The sequence below is a fragment of the Actinosynnema sp. CA-299493 genome, assembly GCF_050946825.1.
Classification (GTDB): Bacteria; Actinomycetota; Actinomycetes; order Mycobacteriales; family Pseudonocardiaceae; genus Actinosynnema.
In genome coordinates this window covers 5878608-5896121 of the sequence record NZ_CP191993.1, presented here as the reverse complement: position 1 = coordinate 5896121, position 17514 = coordinate 5878608, and the positions used below count along the sequence as shown (strand labels likewise).

Annotated in this window: 15 protein-coding genes and 1 pseudogene; 10 read left to right on the top strand and 6 right to left on the bottom strand. The window is 71.4% G+C overall.

Annotated features, from left to right (window positions below; translation table 11 throughout):
- Positions 1-120 precede the first annotated feature (120 nt).
- Positions 121-1275, bottom strand: coding sequence for a BMP family lipoprotein (locus tag ACQPYE_RS24685; protein ID WP_498714761.1), 1155 nt, complete (start codon positions 1273-1275; stop codon positions 121-123).
- Positions 1276-1513: 238 nt separating this feature from the next.
- Here ACQPYE_RS24685 and ACQPYE_RS24680 point away from each other — a divergent pair, with 238 nt between their 5' ends.
- Genes ACQPYE_RS24680 through vanX form a run of 3 tightly spaced genes read left to right on the top strand, consistent with a single transcriptional unit; the run spans position 1514 to position 4211 of the window.
- Positions 1514-2557, top strand: coding sequence for a D-isomer specific 2-hydroxyacid dehydrogenase family protein (locus ACQPYE_RS24680; RefSeq protein ID WP_498714760.1), 1044 nt, complete (start codon positions 1514-1516; stop codon positions 2555-2557).
- A complete protein-coding gene (gene vanA-Sc, locus ACQPYE_RS24675) occupies positions 2554-3585 on the top strand; it encodes a D-alanine--(R)-lactate ligase VanA-Sc (protein ID WP_498714759.1) in 1032 nt (343 codons plus the stop codon). The genes ACQPYE_RS24680 and vanA-Sc overlap by 4 nt, the downstream gene beginning before the upstream one ends.
- Complete coding sequence (gene vanX, locus ACQPYE_RS24670) at positions 3582-4211, top strand: D-Ala-D-Ala dipeptidase VanX (RefSeq protein WP_498714758.1); 630 nt, start codon at positions 3582-3584, stop codon at positions 4209-4211. The genes vanA-Sc and vanX overlap by 4 nt, the downstream gene beginning before the upstream one ends.
- On the opposite strand, the gene ACQPYE_RS24665 is transcribed toward vanX, so the two are convergent.
- Entirely contained in the window at positions 4198-5340 is a 1143-nt protein-coding gene (locus tag ACQPYE_RS24665) for a sensor histidine kinase (RefSeq protein ID WP_498714757.1), read from the bottom strand. The genes vanX and ACQPYE_RS24665 overlap by 14 nt on opposite strands.
- The gene (locus ACQPYE_RS24660; RefSeq protein ID WP_498714756.1) at positions 5333-6028 is read right to left on the bottom strand and encodes a response regulator transcription factor; all 696 of its coding nucleotides are present in this window, start codon (positions 6026-6028) and stop codon (positions 5333-5335) included. The genes ACQPYE_RS24665 and ACQPYE_RS24660 overlap by 8 nt, the downstream gene beginning before the upstream one ends.
- Before the next feature lie 139 nt (positions 6029-6167).
- Here ACQPYE_RS24660 and ACQPYE_RS24655 point away from each other — a divergent pair.
- A pseudogene (locus ACQPYE_RS24655) lies at positions 6168-6269 on the top strand (peptidase M15); the annotation flags it as partial.
- 179 nt (positions 6270-6448) lie between these two features.
- Here ACQPYE_RS24655 and ACQPYE_RS24650 read toward each other — a convergent pair.
- Entirely contained in the window at positions 6449-7456 is a 1008-nt protein-coding gene (locus tag ACQPYE_RS24650) for an alpha/beta hydrolase (protein WP_498714755.1), read from the bottom strand.
- 18 nt (positions 7457-7474) lie between these two features.
- On the bottom strand, positions 7475-8797 hold the full coding sequence (locus ACQPYE_RS24645; protein WP_498714754.1) for a cytochrome P450: 1323 nt from the start codon (positions 8795-8797) through the stop codon (positions 7475-7477).
- Positions 8798-9006: 209 nt separating this feature from the next.
- Here ACQPYE_RS24645 and ACQPYE_RS24640 point away from each other — a divergent pair, with 209 nt between their 5' ends.
- Positions 9007-9771 (top strand): SAM-dependent methyltransferase, encoded by a 765-nt coding sequence (locus ACQPYE_RS24640; RefSeq protein ID WP_498714753.1) that lies wholly within the window; start codon positions 9007-9009, stop codon positions 9769-9771.
- On the top strand, positions 9768-11888 hold the full coding sequence (locus ACQPYE_RS24635; protein WP_498714752.1) for a putative bifunctional diguanylate cyclase/phosphodiesterase: 2121 nt from the start codon (positions 9768-9770) through the stop codon (positions 11886-11888). Before ACQPYE_RS24640 ends, ACQPYE_RS24635 begins: the two co-directional genes overlap by 4 nt.
- A 24-nt stretch (positions 11889-11912) precedes the next feature.
- On the opposite strand, the gene ACQPYE_RS24630 is transcribed toward ACQPYE_RS24635, so the two are convergent.
- Entirely contained in the window at positions 11913-12956 is a 1044-nt protein-coding gene (locus tag ACQPYE_RS24630) for a hypothetical protein (protein ID WP_498714751.1), read from the bottom strand.
- Positions 12957-13501: 545 nt separating this feature from the next.
- Between ACQPYE_RS24630 and ACQPYE_RS24625 the strand changes: the two genes are divergently transcribed.
- The 4 genes from ACQPYE_RS24625 (at position 13502) to ACQPYE_RS24610 (ending at position 17401) form a co-directional block, all read left to right on the top strand.
- Positions 13502-13978, top strand: coding sequence for a hypothetical protein (locus ACQPYE_RS24625; protein WP_498714750.1), 477 nt, complete (start codon positions 13502-13504; stop codon positions 13976-13978).
- A gap of 59 nt (positions 13979-14037) precedes the next feature.
- Positions 14038-15990 (top strand): sensor histidine kinase, encoded by a 1953-nt coding sequence (locus ACQPYE_RS24620; protein ID WP_498714749.1) that lies wholly within the window; start codon positions 14038-14040, stop codon positions 15988-15990.
- A 60-nt stretch (positions 15991-16050) separates the two neighbouring features.
- Positions 16051-16719: a response regulator transcription factor gene (locus ACQPYE_RS24615; protein WP_498714748.1), complete on the top strand. Its 669-nt coding sequence runs from the start codon at positions 16051-16053 to the stop codon at positions 16717-16719.
- A 64-nt stretch (positions 16720-16783) separates the two neighbouring features.
- A complete protein-coding gene (locus tag ACQPYE_RS24610) occupies positions 16784-17401 on the top strand; it encodes a hypothetical protein (RefSeq protein WP_498714747.1) in 618 nt (205 codons plus the stop codon).
- Positions 17402-17514: the final 113 nt, after the last annotated feature.

The following is a 17514-nucleotide window of genomic DNA, read 5'->3' as shown; positions in this document are numbered from 1 at the left end:
CCGCCGCCGGCTCGACCACCGCACCTCGAACCACCCGTCGAGGTGCGTTCGGCTCCCGACAGACCACCGGGCCTGGTGGGGACGCATCCCCACCAGGCCCGGTGGCCGTGGACCGGCGGACTACCGCTTGTCCGAGACCTTGATCGAGCCCGAGATGATCTGCGCCTTGAACCCCTCGAGGATGCCCTGAAGCTTCGCGTCGACCTTGCCGCCCGACGTGGCGTAACCGACACCGTTCACCTTGAGGTCGAAGACCTTCGGCAGCGAGGTCAGGTCGTTCCTCGCGGCGGCGGCGACGAAGTCGTACACCGCCACGTCGACGCGCTTGAGGCTCGACGCGACGATGACGTCCCTGGTGTCCGCCAGCGTCGGCTGGTTGTACTGGTCGGCGTCACACCCGATCGCCAGCACACCCGCCTGCTTCACCGCGGAGAAGACGCCGATGCCGGACGCGCCCGCGGCGGGGTAGAGGACGTCCGCGCCCTTCTCGATGAGGCCCTTCGCGGTCTCCAGGCCCTTCGCCGGGTCCTGGAAGCCGGTGAAGTCGGTGGCCGGCGTGATGTACTTCTTCTCGACCACGATCTTCGGCGCGGCGGCCTTCGCGCCCTGGACGTACCCGGCCTCGAACTTGTGGATCAGCGGGATGTCCACGCCGCCGACGAAACCGACGTGGCACTTCTTGCTCTGGTACGCGGCCACGACGCCGGCGAGGAACGCGCCCTCCTGCTCGGCGAAGACCAGCGGCGTGACGTTGGCCGCGCCCTCCACGGCCGAGTCCACCAGCCCGAACCGGACGTCCGGGAACTCCGGCGCGACGACCCGGAGCGACTCGGTGTACGCGAAGCCGACGCCGACGATCGGGTTGAAGCCCTCGCGCGCGAGCTGGCGCAGGCGGGACTGCTTCACCGACTCGTCCTCGTTCGGTGCGGCGGAGAGCTCGCGGGTGTTCTCCTTCTTGACGCCCAGGTCCTTGATCGCCTGGTCGAACCCGGCGGCGGCGAGGTCGTTGAACGACGCGTCACCGCGACCGCCGATGTCGTAGGCCAGACCGATCTTCAGGGCACTGCCGTCGATCTTCTCGCCACCGCCTGGCTTGGCGGCGCTGGAGATCGAGGTGGCGGGCGCGCTGGGCGGCGTCGCGAACTCGCAAGCGGCGCCGGCGGCGGCGGTCGACCCGGTGCTGCTGCCACCGGAGTCCTTCGCACAGGCGCTCACCACCAGGAGACTGGTCAGCGCGATCGCGACGACAGCGGTGCCACGGACAGGACGGCGCACGGCTCGTTCCCTCCCAGTTTCGTCGAGCAGACACTCCCCCCGATGGGTCGTATCAGGGCTTGCGCGACGGACCGTACCTGCTCGCCGCGACCGTCCGGGACGGGCGTTCATCAGCTGGGAACGGCTCCTCCGCCGACGAACCGTGACGATCGCACCCGTCCTACCGTTCGGTAACATGTCGTCGGCATATCGGGAACCGCATACGTGCCGGCAACGCCGCCTTGTCTTGACTGGTGGCATGACCGACCGCGAACCGGCACGGCCGTCGGCCCGTCGCACCAGATCGCCGGCACCCTGGTCCACCCCGACCGGCCCGCCACCGGGCATCACGGCGTACGGCTGCGGACCGGACGAAGCCGTCCTGTTCCGCGAGCTGGCGCCCCGCTTCGGCGTGGTGCCGACGATCACCGAGGCGGCGGTGTCCGAGGCCAACGTCGAGCTGGCCGCGGGCAACCGGTGCGTGAGCGTCGGGCACAAGACCCGGATCACCAACCCCACCCTGCTCGCGCTCAGCCAGGTCGGCGTGACGTACCTCTCCACGAGGAGCATCGGCGACGACCACGTCGACGTGGCCTATGCGGCGGGTGTCGGCATCACCGTCGGGAACGTCAAGTACTCGCCGCACGGCGTGGCCGACTACGCGGTGATGTTGATGCTGATGGCGGTGCGCGACGCGAAGTCCGTCATCAGGCGCGCGGACGCCCACGACTACAGGTTGCCCGACCTGCCTGGACGGGAGCTGCGCGACCTGACCGTCGGGGTCGTCGGCACGGGGCGGATCGGCGCCGCCGTCATCGACCGGTTGCGCGGTTTCGGCTGCCGGCCGTTGGCCCACGACGTCCGGCCGAGGTCCTCGGCCGAGTACGTGCCCCTCGACGAACTGCTCCAGCAGAGCGACGTCGTCACGCTCCACACACCGCTCACCGCGGACACGCACCACCTGCTGAACCGCCGTCGCATCGAGCGGTTGAAGCACGGCGCGTTCGTCGTCAACACCGGACGGGGTGGGCTGATCGACACCGAAGCCCTCCTCGCGGCGTTGGAGAGCGGCAGGTTGGGCGGCGCGGCGCTGGACGTCCTGGAAGGGGAAGAAGGGATCTTCTACGCCGATCGTCGGGACCGGCCCGTCGACCGCGAGCAGCTGTCGCGGTTGCGGCGACTGCCGAACGTGGTCATAACACCGCACACCGCCTACTACACGGACCACGCCCTGCGCGACGCGGTGGAGAACTCCATCGTCAACTGTCGCGACTTCGAGAGCAGAAAGCGGCACTGGGTATGAGGATCGGCATCGTGTTCGGGGGTCGCTCCGAAGAGCACTCCGTCTCCGTCACCTCCGCGCGGGAGGTGGCGGCACACCTCGACACCGACAAGTACGAGCCGTACTACATCGGGATCACGAAGAGCGGCGCCTGGCGGCTCTGCGACGGTCCGGGCGGGGATTGGGAGAACGGCGACTCCCGGCCGGTCGTGCTGTCACCGGACCGCGACGTGCGCGGGCTGCTGGTGCTGGAGCAGGGGCGGTACCGGACGATCGGGTTGGACGTGGTGCTGCCCGTCCTGCACGGCAAGCTGGGCGAGGACGGCGCGACGCAAGGGCTGCTGGAGCTCTCCGGCATCCCCTACGCGGGCTGCGACGTGCCGAGCTCCGCCCTGTGCATGGACAAGTCCCTCAGCTACCTCGTCGCGCGCGGCGCGGGGATCGCCACGCCGGACTTCCTGGTCGTCACGGCGGACGAGCCGGTCGACCCGGACCGGCTGACCTACCCGGTCTTCGTGAAACCGGCCCGTTCGGGATCGTCCTTCGGCGTCGGCAAGGTGTCCCGGCCGGAGGAACTGGCGAGCGCGGTGGAGACCGCGAGGCGGTACGACTCGAAGGTGTTGGTGGAAGGGGCCGTCGTCGGCAGCGAGGTCGGCTGCGCCATCCTGGGCAACGGGTCGGACCTGGTCGCCGGCGAGGTGGATCGGATCGCGCTGTCGCACGGCTTCTTCCGGATCCACCAGGAGAGCGAACCGGAGAGCGGCTCCGAGAACTCGACGGCGATCGTCCCCGCCGACATCACGGCCGAGGCGCGCTCGCTCGTGCGGGAGACGGCGAAGGCCGTGTACCGCGCCCTGGGCTGCCGTGGACTGGCGCGCGTGGACCTGTTCCTGAAGGAAGACGGGACGGTCGTCCTCAACGAGGTCAACACCTTGCCCGGCCTGACCTCGTACAGCCGGTACCCGAGGATGATGGCGGCGGCGGGGTTGCCGCTCGGCGAGGTGATCGACCGGGTCGTGTCGCTGGCCCTGGCCGGAGCGGCGCGATGAACGACGACCCGGCCTTCGAGGACTTCGTGTTCCTGGACGAGTTCGTGCCCGGACTGCGCTGGGACGCCAAGTACGCCACCCCGGACAACTTCACCGGCGAACCCGTGGACGGCTACGCGGCGAACCGGGTCGTCGGCACGCGGGCGCTGTGCTCGGCCCTGGGGAGCGCGCAGGAGAAGGCCGCCACCCTCGGCTTCGGCCTGCTCGTCTGGGACGGCTACCGCCCGCAACGCGCGGTGGACTGCTTCCTGCGCTGGTCGCGACAACCGGAGGACGGTCGGACGAAACCGCGGCACTACCCGAACATCGACCGCGCCGAGATGGTCGCGAAGGGGTACGTGGCCGTCAGGTCGGGCCACAGCCGGGGCAGCGCGGTCGACCTGACGCTCTACCACCTGGCCACCGGTGAACTCGCCGCCACGGGCGGCGGTCACGACCTGATGGACCCGGTCTCGCACCACGGCGCACCGGGGATCACCCGGGTCGAGGCGGACAACCGCCGGCATCTCCGCTCGATCATGGAGGACTGCGGTTTCAGCTCGTACGAGTGCGAGTGGTGGCACTACGCGCTGACCGACGAGCCGTACCCGGACCGCTACTTCGACTTCCCCGTCACGTCGACCTGAGCGTCACCGGGCTGGTGCGCGGCGGCGTGACGGGCGGCGCGACGGGCAGCCGGACCGTGATGCGGAGCCCTCCGCCCGCTCGCGGGGCGAGGGTGAGGGTCCCGTCGTGGGCCTGGGCGATGCTCTTGACGATCGCCAGGCCGAGCCCGACGCCCGCGTGGTCGTCGCGCACGCGTCGGGCGCCGCGCTGGAACGGTTCGGTGAACGTCGCGACCGCCTGCGGCGTCAGCTCCTCGCCGGTGTTCTCGACCGTGAGCACCGCGGTCTTGGGGTGGGCGCCGGTGGTGACCCGCACGGCGCCCCCCGCCGGCAGGTTGTGGACGATCGCGTTGTGCACGAGGTTCGTCGTCAGCTGGAGCAGGAGCGCGTGCGAGCCGGTGGTGGCGGTCAGGTCGCCGGAGGTCTCGATGGTGAGGCCCCGCTTCTCCGCCAGGGGGAGGAGCGTTTCAGCGGCTTCTTCCGCGATGAGGGACAGGTCGACGCGCTCCCGGGCGAAGGACCGCCGGTTGGCGCGGCTGAGCAGGAGCAGCGCCTCGGTGAGGTCGATCGCCCGGGTGTTGACGAAGCGCAGGCGTTCGACGAGCTCACCGGCATCGCGGTCCGGGTCGTCGCGGGCGACGTCGAGGAGCGTCTGCGTGATCGCCAGCGGGGTGCGCAGTTCGTGGGACGCGTTGGCGGCGAACCGCCGCTGCTCGGCGTCGTGCGCCTCGATCCGCGCGAGCATGGTGTCGAAGGCGTCGGCGAGCTCGCGGAACTCGTCCTGGTGGCCCTCCAGCCCGATCCGGTGGGAGAGCGATCCGTTCGCGGCCAGGCGGGTGGCGTGGGTGATGCGGGTCAGGGGCGCGAGCATGCTGCCGGCCAGCAGCCACCCTCCCACGAGGCCGAACACCAGCAGGAGCACCATCACCAGGGCGGCCTTCGGCACGAAGGCGGCCTCCAGGGCGGCGCGGTCGGGCACCGAGGGGCCGGGCGGCCACCTCCCCGGCGGGTCGACGTGGATGACCTCGGGCACGTACCGCAGCAGGAACACCCACACGACCGCGAGCAGCAAGCCGCCGGCGAGCAGGAGGAACCCGGCGTAGCTGAGGGTGAGCTTGAGGCGGACGCTCAGACCGGGCTGCCTATCCACGGTCCCGTCCCTCGCGCCCGTCGCCGGGCGCCGTGCCGATGCGGTAGCCGACGCCCGGCACGGTGGCGATGACCCGGGGTTCGCCGAGGCGCTTGCGCAGTGCCGAGACCGTGATCCGCACCGCGTTGGTGAAGGGGTCGGCGTTCTCGTCCCACGCCCGTTCCAGCAGCTCCTCGGCGCTGACGACACCACCTTCGGCGGCGACGAGGACCTCGAGCACGGCGAACTGCTTCCTGGTCAGCGCCACGTACCGGCCGTCCCGGTAGACCTCGCGGCGGAACGGGTCCAGCCGCAGCCCCGCGATCTCCCGCACGGGCGGCCGGTTGTGCGCACGCCTGCGATCGAGCGCCCTGAGCCTGAGCACGAGCTCCCGCAGCTCGAACGGCTTGGTGAGGTAGTCGTCGGCGCCGAGCTCGAACCCGGAGGCCTTGTCGTCGAGCCGGTCGGCGGCGGTGAGCATGAGGATCGGCATGCCGCTGCCGGACGCGACGATGCTCTCGGCGACCTCGTCGCCGGACGGCCCGGGGATGTCGCGGTCGAGCACGGCGATGTCGTAGGAGTTGACGCCCAGCAGTTCCAGCGCGGTGTCACCGTCACCGGCGATGTCGGCGGCGATCGCTTGCAGGCGCAGCCCGTCGCGGATCGCCTCGGCCAGGTAGGGCTCGTCCTCGACGACCAGCACGCGCATGTCCCGATGCTACGACCAGGCCCATATCGTCGGCATATCCACGAGCGCGAACGCGTCGGCAACACCGCGTCACGTTGATTGGGAGGCATGAGCCTCGGCGAATCGACCCGAACCCGATTGCCGGACCCCGCGGCCGACCATCGGGCCGCCCGCCGCCAGGGCGTGGCTGTCCGAGCACGGCGCCGAGTACGGCCTGTGCCAGGTCTACCGCAACGAACCGTGGCACTACGAACTGCGCCCGGCGGGGCGAGTTCAGGCGGTGGAAGCATCTGCTTCGAGGAGCTCGGTGAACACCTCGCTGGGTTTCTCCAGTCGTGAATCACTGGCGCGACGGCAAACGAGGAATAGCGAAACGGGTTACGAGGTCATTCCGGATTCACACTTCCGGGCCGGTGATTCACCCGACGGGTCAAGTCGTGGTCAGCCGATTCGGCCGGTCCACTCGGCGACCGCGCGGTGATAACCCGGCGCGTTCGGCGAGAAGTTGAGCGAGTGCCCGTAACCGGGGACGACGTAGGTGCTCAACCGGGCCGCCGGTGAGTAGAACCGCCCCTCCGACTGGCGCAGCGCCTCGTCGGACGAGCAGTCCGCGCCGAGCGGCGGGCCGCAGAAGTTCCCGTCCTCACCGCCCATGACGACCATGACCGGCACGGTGATCCGCCGTGACACCGGGACGAGTTCGCTGATCAGCACCGTGCTCACGGTCTCCGTCGGCGTGACGACGTCCTTGGTGGCCTCGTCGAAGTCGAGCGCGCCCGGCTCCACCGCGCCGGGCGCGTGGAACGACGAGTACCGGGAACCGGCGAGCGTCGTCAGGTAGCCGAGGTCGAGGCCGCGCCCCGCCAGCCGGGTGTCGAGCGTGGCCGGGATCAGGGTGGTGAACACCGGCACCGCGCCCGGCAGGTTGACCTGGTGGCTGAGGCCGGTGAGCACCACGCCGTCCACGTCGCGGTACGTCACCGCCTCGGTCGTGGCCACCGCCGAGCCGATCGAGTGGCCGACCAGCACGACCCGGTCGAACCGCGGTCGCAGCGACTCGATCACCGCGTGCACCGCCTTGGCCTGGGTGGAGAGGCTGAGCAGGACGCTCAACGGCTTGGAGCTGCGCCCGCTGCCGAGCCGGTCGACGGCGATCGTCGCGATGCCCGCCCGGTTCATGGCCTGCCGGTAGGACAGCTTCTCGGGGGACCGGTCGATGTCCCAGTACGCGCTGCTGTAGGTGCCACCGGGCACCAGCACCTGCACCGTCGTCGCACCTGCCGGCACGCACAACCGGCCGTACACGGAGTGCGCCGTCAGCGCGACCTTCACCGGCACCCTCACGTCCTCGCACACGGCCTGCGCCGCGCCGGCCGTGCCGGGTGCGAGACAGGCGCCGGCGGAGAGCAGCGCGACGGCGACGATCCGGCGCGAACGCAACCAACCCACGGGGCAACAGCCTCCAACTCAGTTTCGGGGAACCGCCGTCATCAGCATTCCGCTGGGGTACGCGGCGGAGGTGAACTTGACGCGCACGGGCTTGCCCGGCACGGGTACCAGCCGCCACCGCGCCGCCACGGTGGCGGCGGCGACGACGATCTCGGTCTGGGCGAACAGGTTCCCGACGCACTGGCGCGCGCCCGCGCCGAACGGGACGAACGCGCCCTTCGGGATCCGCGCGGCGCGTTCGGGGGACCACCGGTCCGGGTCGAAGCGGTCCGGGTCCTCGAACGACGTCGGGTCGTGGTGCAGGGCGTGCGGGCTGAAGATCACCTCGGTGCCCTCGGGCAACGTCACGTCACCCAGCTCGACCGGCGCGAGGGTGCGCCGCATCAGGAACCACACCGGGTACATCCGCAGCACCTCGTTGACGACCTGCTTGAGGTAGACCAGGTCGCCGACGTCGGCGAAGGTGGGCGTGCGCCCGCCGAGCACCTCGTCCACCTCGGCGTGGACGCGCCGCTCGACCTCCGGGTGCCCGGCGATCTCGTGGAACGTCCAGGCCAGCGCCAGCGCGGTGGTCTCGACGCCGCCGACGAGCAGCGTCATGACCTCGTCGTGGACCTGCTCGTCGGACATGCCCGCGCCGGTGTCCGGGTCCTGGGCCGTCAGCAGCACCGACAGCAGGTCGCCCCGGTCGACGCCGTCCTCCCGCCACCCGCGCACGACATCGAGCACGATCGCCCGCATCCGCGTGATGGCCTCGTCGAACGCGCGGTTGCCCGGCAGGGGCAGCTTCTCGACGAACGACGGCGACAGCGCGCGGACCATGCCCTGCTTGAGCACGGTGAACAACGACCGGCGCACCTCTTCGACCGCCCGCTTGCCGAGTTCGGTGGAGAACAGCGCTTCGCCCACGATGGTGACGGCCAGCGCCTGGGTGTCCTCTTCGAGCACGCGCACCTGGCCGGGGCGCCAGTCGGCCGTCCAGTCGGCCGCGGCGCGCGCCATGGTCTCGACGTAGTGGGCGATGCGGCGCCGGTGGAAGGCGGGCTGCACCATCCGGCGCTGGCGCTGGTGGAACCCGCCGTTCGACGTGGCCAGCCCGTTGCCGAAGATCGGCTGGAACCTGTCGAACAAGGCGCCCTTCCTGAATGACGATCCCTTGGTGACGAGCAACTCGTGGACTAATCGAGGATTCGTCACAAAGTAGGTGCGCATCGTTCCCAGGTCAATCCGGACGACATCGCCGTGATTCCGCAATAATGCGGTGAACAGATGTCGGCGTCGCAGCATCGACACGGTGTGACCAAGCACGGGAAGACGGCCCGGAGCTACCGGGACGGGCATGTCCGCTCCTCGCCGCTGTTGACGGGACGGCTCACCATAGAAGCCGTTCGGGTGAGGATGACAGTGCCCGATCGGGTGACTGCGCACACTCGGGTGGCGCAGCGTCGATACCGACCGGCTGGTTAGGATGATGCCTTCTTCCGAAAGGGGTGTTCGCAGTGGTGCAACGGGAGTGGATTCCCCAGAGCGTCGACGTTTCGGTGCCGAGCATGGCCCGCACGTACGATTACCTGCTGGGTGGCGCCCACAATTTCGCGGTGGACCGGGAACTCGCGGTGCAGGTCGAGCGCATCATGCCCGACGCGCGGTCCGCGGCCCGGGTGAACCGGGCCTTCCTCGGCCGGGCCGTCCGGCACATGATCGGACAGGGCATCACCCAGTTCCTCGACATCGGCTCCGGCATCCCCACCGTCGCCAACGTGCACGAGGTCGCCCAGGCCGCGGACCCGGCGTGCCGGGTCGTGTACGTCGACAAGGACCCGATCGCGGTGGCGCACAGCGAGCTGATGCTGGCGGACAACGACCGCGCGGCCGTCGTGCACGCCGACATGCGCGACCCCGGGTCCATCCTCGACCACCCCGAGACCCGGCGGCTGCTCGACTTCGACCAGCCCGTCGGCCTGCTCGTGCTGATGATGCTGCACTGGGTGCCGGACGCGGCCGACCCGTGGGCGCTGATGTCGACCTACCGCGAGGCGTTGGCCCCCGGCAGCCACCTGGCGATCACCCACGTCACCGCCGACAACCAGGACGAGAGCCTGACCGACGTGACGGACCTGATCAAGGACAGCCGCAGCGCCGACCAGCTCAACGAGCGCTCGCACGACCAGGTGCTGGCGCTGTTCGGTGACTTCGAGCTGGTCGAGCCGGGTCTGGTCGGGTGCGCGGCGTGGCGGCCCGCGGGCCCGGGTGACATGTCCCAGACCCCGGGGATGAACATGGTCATCTACGGCGGGGTCGCCCGAAAACCATGACCTCGCCCACCCCGTCCGCACCCGAGCCCTCTCCGACCTCCCCGGACGGGTCCCGCGCGCGGGACCTCCTCGCGGGCAAGTGGACCTACCTGCTGAGCGGCGTCGCGGCGACCGCCCTGACCAAGGAGGAGCTGGCGCGCGAGCTGCGCCACCGGCTCGACGCGTTGTGCACGATCCTGACCGCCGACCCGTTCGACGCGGCGGCGGTCGAGCGGATCGGCGAGGACGTCGTCGCGACCGGGTACGTCGGCGAGGACGGGCTGCGCCGCACCGTCGAGGTCCTCGGCAAGGGGCTCGCGTCGCTGCCCGAGTTCCAACCGGTCGACGCGCACGCGGACCGGCTCGCGCTCGCGATCGGCGCGCTGGCCACCGGTTTCCTCACCGCGAACCGGCGTGCGGTGTTCGAGCAGCAGGAACGCATGCAGCTGTCGCTGCTCAAGGCCGTGCGCGACGCCAAGTGGAACCTGAAGGAGAGCGAGGCCAGGTTCGACGAGGTCGTCACGTCGTCGGCGAGCGGCGTCCTGATCGCCGACCTGGACGGCCGGCTCGTGCGCGCCAACACCGCCATCGGCGAGATCCTCGGCCGCACCGGCGCGGAGCTGGCCGGGACGAACCTGTTCGACCTCGTGCACCCCGACACGGTCGGGATGCTGCGCGAGGGGATGCGGGCCGTGGTCGAGGGCGCGCAGGACCGCGTCCGGCAGTCGCAGCGGTTGCTGCGCCAGGACGGCGACGTCGCGCGGATCTCGTTGACCGCGTCGCTGGTGGGCGACCCGGGCGGCGCGTCGAGCCACTTCGTCGTGGTCGTCGAGGACGGCACCGAGCTGGTGCTGCTGCAGAACGAGCTGAACCGGCAGGCGCTGCACGACGTGCTCACCGGCCTGCCGAACCGCCAGTTCTTCAGCACCCACCTGGAGAGCGCGCTGCGGCGGGCCGACCCGGCGCACGGCGTGACGCTGCTGCACCTCGACCTCGACGCGTTGGGCATGGTGTGCGACAGCCTCGGCCGCCGCGCCGGGGAACGGCTGCTGGTGCACGTCGCGCAGCGGCTGAAGTCCCTGGTGGCGCGCGAGAAGGCGATGGTCGCCCGGCTCGACGGCGACGAGTTCGGCATCCTCGTGGAGAACACGGCGACCACGCCGGACATCGCCACGATCGCCACCGCGGTCAACCGGGAGCTGGCCGAACCCCTGTACGTCGACGGCCACGGCCTGGCGCTGTCCACCTCGATCGGCGTCGCGCGCGGTGGTCGTGACGACGACCCGGCCGAGCTGCTGCGGGCGGCCGACCAGGCCCTGCGGCGGGCCAGGACGAACCGGCGCGGTCAGTGGGAGGTGTTCGACCCGGACCGGGACATCGCGGAGCGGTCGGCGCACGCGCTGGCCGTCGGCATGCCGGGCGCGTGGGAGCGGGGCGAGATCACCGTCCGCTACCGGCCCGTGGCGCGACCGGCGGACGGCGGCGTGGCGGGGGTGGAAGCGGTGCTGGGCTGGGAGCGGCCGGAAGGACCGGTCGGGCACGAGCGGTGCGTCGAGCTCGCCGAGCGGACGGGCCTCATCCTGCCGCTGGGCGAGTGGCTGCTGGGCGCCGCGGCCGGCCAGGTCCACTGGTGGGGGCGGCGCAACGGCTTCACCTCCCCGTTGACCGTGGCCCTGACCGCGCACCAGGCGTGCGACGCCGACCTCGTGCCGCGGGTGGTGCGGGCGCTGGACAGCGCCGGCCTGCCCGCGAGCCGGTTGGTGATCGGCATCCCGGCCCGGGTGGCGACGGTGGCCGAGGCGGTGGACAACCTCGCCGTGCTGGCCGAGATGGGCGTGCGGACGGCCCTGGAGGACTTCGCCCTGGGACCGGACGACTTCACCGCCGCGCGCGACCTCGACGTGCGGGTCATCCGGATCGCCGAGCGCTTCGCCGATCTCGGTACCAGCGCGGGCGCGGGTCATGCGAACGCCCTGACCGCGGCGCTGCGCGACACGGGAGCCCTCATCGCGGTCTCCGCCATCACCACAGCGGATCAGGCGGCCTGGTGGCGCGCAGCCGGCGCGGACCTGGCCACCGGCCCGTTCTTCGGCACCGACCGACCCGCCGCCGCGTTCCAGGCGACGCTCAGGCCCTAGGCGGCGCTAGCCGACGAGCACCGTTCACGCATAGGCGTTGAGGACGCTGGTGTACAGGTCGTCGACGACCTGTTGCTGCGTCGCACCCGACAGCGCGTAGTGGTCGAGACCGGGCGAGGCGTTGACCTCGAAGACGGCGTGCTCGGCGGCGGGGTCCGCGATGTCGGCGCACGCGAGGTCGAGGCCGCACAGCCGCAGGTTGAAGTTGTGGGCGACGTGCCGCGCCAGCTCGACCCAGCGCCCGTCGATCTCTACGGACACGTCCTCGGCGACACCGCCGGTGGAGAGGTTGGAGATCGGCAGCAGCCGCACGACCTCGTGCTCAGCCGGCACGCTCCGGAGGTCGAGTCCCGACCGGCCCAGGTGCGCCGCGATGCGCGGGTCGCCGACCGCGATGCGCGTGTCACGCCCGTCCGCCACGAACGACGCCTGGAGGTCGCCCAGCAGGGTCGCGACGGAGGCGACCCCGTCACCGACGACCGACAGGGGCACCCGGCGGTAAGCGCTGATCAGCTCGCCGTCGAGCGTCACGATCCGGTAGTCGGGCAGCTCCACGGGCGCTTCCACCAGCGCGAGCCGGACCTTCCTCTCCTCCAGCGCCTCGAAGGCCGCGAAGAGCTCGGACCGGCGGTAGACCTTGAAGACGCCGGCGCCCTTGGAACCGTCGACGGGCTTGACGTACGCCGGATAGCCGAACGACCGCTCGACGTAGCCGTCCGCCTGGTCGACCTCTTGGATCCCGGTGTTCGTCGCCTGCCGAGGGCTCTCGCGGACCCGTGCCGCCCACGTCGGGAGCAGGAACTCCTTGCCCTCGGGCACCTCCACGCCGATGGTCCTGAGCATGAACTTGCTGTGCCCCTTGTCCTTCGCCAGGTCGGAGGCCGCGCCCGTGTTGAGACCGAGGTCGTTGCCGTAGGTCACCCGGTGGCTGCCGTTGTCGTAGTTGATGCGCACCACGTAGCCGTAGGCGGGCTCGAAGTCGATGCTCGAAACCCGGGTGAGCGCGCCGTGCTCGAAGAGGTGCAGGATGCGGCGCGTCAAGTAGGGGTAGTGGGACGGTTGGCGCATCGAGGAGTCTCCAACAAGTCGGGTGGTGCCTCTGACCAGCGCGATATGGCGAAGGCCAGGTCTGGCGGACGACGGAAGCGGGGGTGGGACGACCCGGTCCGGCAGCGAGCAGTACGACGGGCTCCTCAGCGGTCCGTTCGCGATGCTAGCGGCCCCGGCGGGGAGCGCTGAGCGCCCGCTCGGCAATCGCTGCCGAAAGGCCGGACGACGTTTGCGGACAAGTGCCGCTCTTGCGCGTTCCGGCAATTCGTGGCATGGCTGTTCTGCGTCGTGCGAATCCGGCCCGAGCTTCTGCCAAGATGTTCGGGCTTCTGCGTCAACTGACCTTGTCGGTTCGCGTTTGCGCTGGTAGGAGCCCTGCTCGCGGTTGCCAAGTCGGTGGATCGTGGCCATCATGTGCCTGTATCGAGCCCCATTGGCCAAGTCCTGGGCTCGCCGGAATCGCGTGTCGGGTCGCCCGGAAATCCAGGAGGGACACCCCTGGTTCCCGGGACGCCGGGCTCGACAGGCTGCACGAGGACACCAGCGAAGCGGAGGAAGAGCCGATGACCGCACCCACCGAAGACCGAGGGCAGCTCTCGCACCCCGTCCTGGGCGACCTGGCCGAGTGGTACGAGGTCTTCCGCCGGTACGCGGCGACCGCGCCGGCGGGCAACCCGCACTTCACCGGCGCCCACGCCACCGCCGCGGCGGTCGGCCCGGAACGGGTCGCCGAAGGGCTCGTCTGGTTCGAGTCCCGCTACGGGCCAGTGGCCGAGGCCGGGCTCCTGCCGGACCTGAAGACGATGCACGCGGCGCTGGGCCTCGGCATCAAAGCGGACGTCGGCGTCGACGTGCACCGGCACTCGCACGTCGCGGGCGACGACGGCGGGACCGCGCTGCCCGTCGGCGGGGTCGACGTCGCCGTGCTCGCCGGGGCAGGCGTGCCGGACGTCGCGGAGTTCGTCTACCGGGACGTCGAGCGGTACGACGAGGGCTCGCCGTGCCACAACTTCTGGCACTGGCTCAACGGCACGTCGTGAGGTCGCGCGGGGGTGGGGTCGGCAGGCTCGTGGCGGGGGGACGTGTGGTGGACAGGGCGTTGGGGGACAGGGGAGAGCGACGCGGCAACCGGGTGCTGCTCCTCGCACGGCTGCTCGCGGTCGGCGCGGTCGGGCTGGTCGCGGCGGCGGTGGCGTTGCGCCTGGGTGGCGCCGCCCCGCCGTCGCACCCGCACAGCTGGTTCATCGCGGTCGTGTACTGCCTGCTGGGTGAACGGGTCGTCGCCCACGCCCAGCGCAACCCGGTGGGGTGGTGCCTGCTCGCGACCGGCGTGAGCGGCGCGCTGGCCGCCGGGCCGACCGTGCTCCCCGACCAGCGCTGGCTGGCGTGGGTGAGCGCGTGGTCGTGGTGGCCGACCTACTCGCTGCTGCCGGTCGTGCTCCTGCTGTTCCCCACGGGTCGGCCGCCCGGCCGGCGCTGGTGGGCCGCCATCGGGGTCGCCGCGGTCGGCGTGCTCCTGCCCGCCATCGGCCTGGGGTGGGCGGCCTGGGGCGATCCGGCCGAGTTCTGGCACCAGGTCTTCAGCGGCACCGCGCGCCGGGGCGTGCCGGTGGCGGTCGCCGCGATCGGGTTCGCCGCGTTCGCGGTGGCCCTCTGCGCCGCGATGGCGTCGCTGGCGGTGCGCGGGTGGCGGACCCCGCGAGGGGCGCAACGCCGCGTGGTGTGGTGGGTGCTGGCGGGCTCACTCGTCTTCGTGCCCGCGCTGGGGCTCGAGCTGGCGTTCGGGGAGGCGTGGGGAGCCTGGCTGGTCGCGGCCGGGGCCTTCCCGGTGGCGGTGGTGATCGCGATCATGCGCTACGGCTTGTACGACATCGAGCTGATCCTGCACCGCACCCTGCTGTACGGGTTCCTGGGCGTGCTGCTCATCGGCGTCTACTCCACCGTCGTGCTGATCACCACGACGAGGGCGCCCACCGAGGAGAACGTGATCGCCACCGTCGTGGTCGTCGTGTCGCTCGCGCCCCTGCACAAGGTGCTGCTGCGCGGGGTGAACCGCGCGCTGTACGGCGCGTGGTCCGACCCGTACCGGGCGCTGGTCGAACTCGGCCGGACCCTGGCGCACCCCATGCGCCAGCACGAACTGCTGCCGGCGGTGGTGGCGTGGGTGGGCAAGGGGCTGAAGCTGCCGTACGTGGCGGTGCACCTGGTGGACTTCCCCGACTCCGCGCCGTCGGCCGTGCACGGCGCGGAGACCGGGTCGGACCGGCACTCCGTGGTGCTCCGGCACCAGGGCCGGAAGATCGGCCTGCTCGTGGCCGAGGCCCGCGCGAGGGGTGAGGCCTTCGGGCGGCGGGACGTGCGGCTGCTGGAGGACATGGCCGGGCAGGCCGCGCCGGCGGTGCACTCGGCGCGGATGGCGCTGGCGCTGCGCGAGGCCGACGCCAGGTTCGAGCGCGAGCGGCGGGAGGAGCTGCGCCGGATCAGCAACGACCTGCACGACTACATCGGGCCGAGCGTGGTGGGCATCGGCAAGCAGATGGGCGTGGCGCTGCGGACGCTGGAGCGGTCCGACACCCGCACCCGCGAGCTGATCCAGGAAGCCGTGGCGGACCTGGAGACGCTCACCGGCACCGTGCGCCGGGTCGTGCGCAACGCGCGGGCGCTCGACCTCGGGCCGAACCTGACCCAGGCGGTCCGCCGGCGCGCGGAGAGCTTCGCGGACGAGGTGGAGGTCCAGGTGACCACGGCGGGGGAGCTCGACGACGTGCCGCCCGTGGTGGGCCGCGCCGCGTTCCTGATCACCGGCGAGGCCCTGCTCAACGTCGTGCGCCACGCGGGCGCCTCGCGGTGCCGGATCTCGTTGAACCGGACCGGCTCCGGTCTGGAGGTGAGCGTGGTCGACGACGGCCGGGGACTGCCGGACGAACTCCCGTTCGGGATCGGGCTGGCGTCCATGAAGGAGCGGTGCAAGGCGCTCGGTGGCACGTTCACCGTCGACCAGCTCGACCCCGGCACCCGCGTCACCGCCCACATCCCCTTCGAACCGAGTTGAGCGACGTGGGTGGCGCGGCGCCGACGCGGCGCCGCGCCGCGCACGTGCTGGGAGCGCTACATGACGCAGACCGGGTACCGGGTGCTGCTCGTCGACGACCACCCGATCTTCCTCAAGGGGCTGCGGGGCGAGTTGGAGTACGCCCCGGACATCGTCGTGGTGGGCGACGCCGGGAACGCCGAGGACGCCGTCGCGTCGGTCGAGCGGCATCATCCCGACGTGGTGGTCATGGACCTCAGGATCCCGCGGTCACCGGGCGCCGACCCGGTCATGTGCGGGCCCGACGCCATCCGCCGGATCACCGAGGTGGCGCCGGAGAGCAGGGTGCTGGTGCTGTCCATGCACGAGGAGGTCGAGCACGTCCTAGCGGCCTTGAAGGCGGGTGCGCACGGCTACCTCCGCAAGGAGGAGAAGGAGCTCGTGCAGGCGGTGCGCACGGTCGCCGAGGGCAAGATGGTGCTCGACGAGCGGGTGGGCCGGGCCCTGCTGACCATGCCGGCGGCCGCGGCGGGCGGCGAGCTGCCGTTCAACCTGACCCGTGCCGAGTACCGGACCCTCCTGCTCGTGGCCAAGGGCCTGGAGAACCGCCGGATCGCCGACGAGATCGCGCTGTCGGTCAAGACGGTGGCCAACCGCGTGCTGGACATCCAGGGCAAGCTGCAGGTGCGCACCCGCCAGGAACTGGTGGACAAGGCCAAGCAGCACGGCATCGGCGCCACGCCGGAGTGAACCCGGAAATGCGGGACGGCGCGCTGCTTGTTCCCGGGAACCGGGGATCGGCAAGGTTTCCGACATGGTGAACGCGACTGCACGACACCCCCTGTACCGCATCGCCCTCGGTGTGGACATGGAGGGTTCCACGACCCGCGGCAACCAGGAGAAGGCGGCGCTGCGGCAGGTCATGTACGGGGCGCTGATGGACGCCATGGCGCTGCACGGCGTCGGTGAGGACGACATCGACCGCCTGGTCGACCTCGGTGACGGCGTGATCGTGCTCATCCGACCCTCGGACCGGCTGCCGAAGACGGTGCTGCTGGGGTCGGTGGTGCCCGAGCTGAGCGGCCTGCTCGCGCTGCACAACGCGCGTCGGCCCGACTTGCCGCTGCGGTTGCGGGCCGTGGTGCACGCGGGCGAGGTGCACTACGACGAGCGCGGTCAGTACGGCGAACTGCTGGACGTGTCGTGCCGCCTGCTCGACGCGCCCAGGTTGAAGCTGGCGCTGCGGGAGACGACCGAACCCCTGGTGCTCGTCGTGTCCGACGACCTGTACCGGGCGGTGGTCCACCACGGTTACGAGGGGATCTCGCCGTCCGCCTTCGCGCCGCACGTGAACGTGCAGATCGGGTACGCGCCCCGCCAGGGATGGGTGCACGTGCCCGACTCGTCGTTCCTCCACCGGCGAGCCGGGTGACCGCGCCCGTCCCGTGTCGGACGGCCGAGATCGGCGAACGGACGGCCGCGGCGGGCGGCGCGGCGATCCGGGACTTCAGCTGCTGAGGCGAGGACGCCGGGTTCGCACCCCGC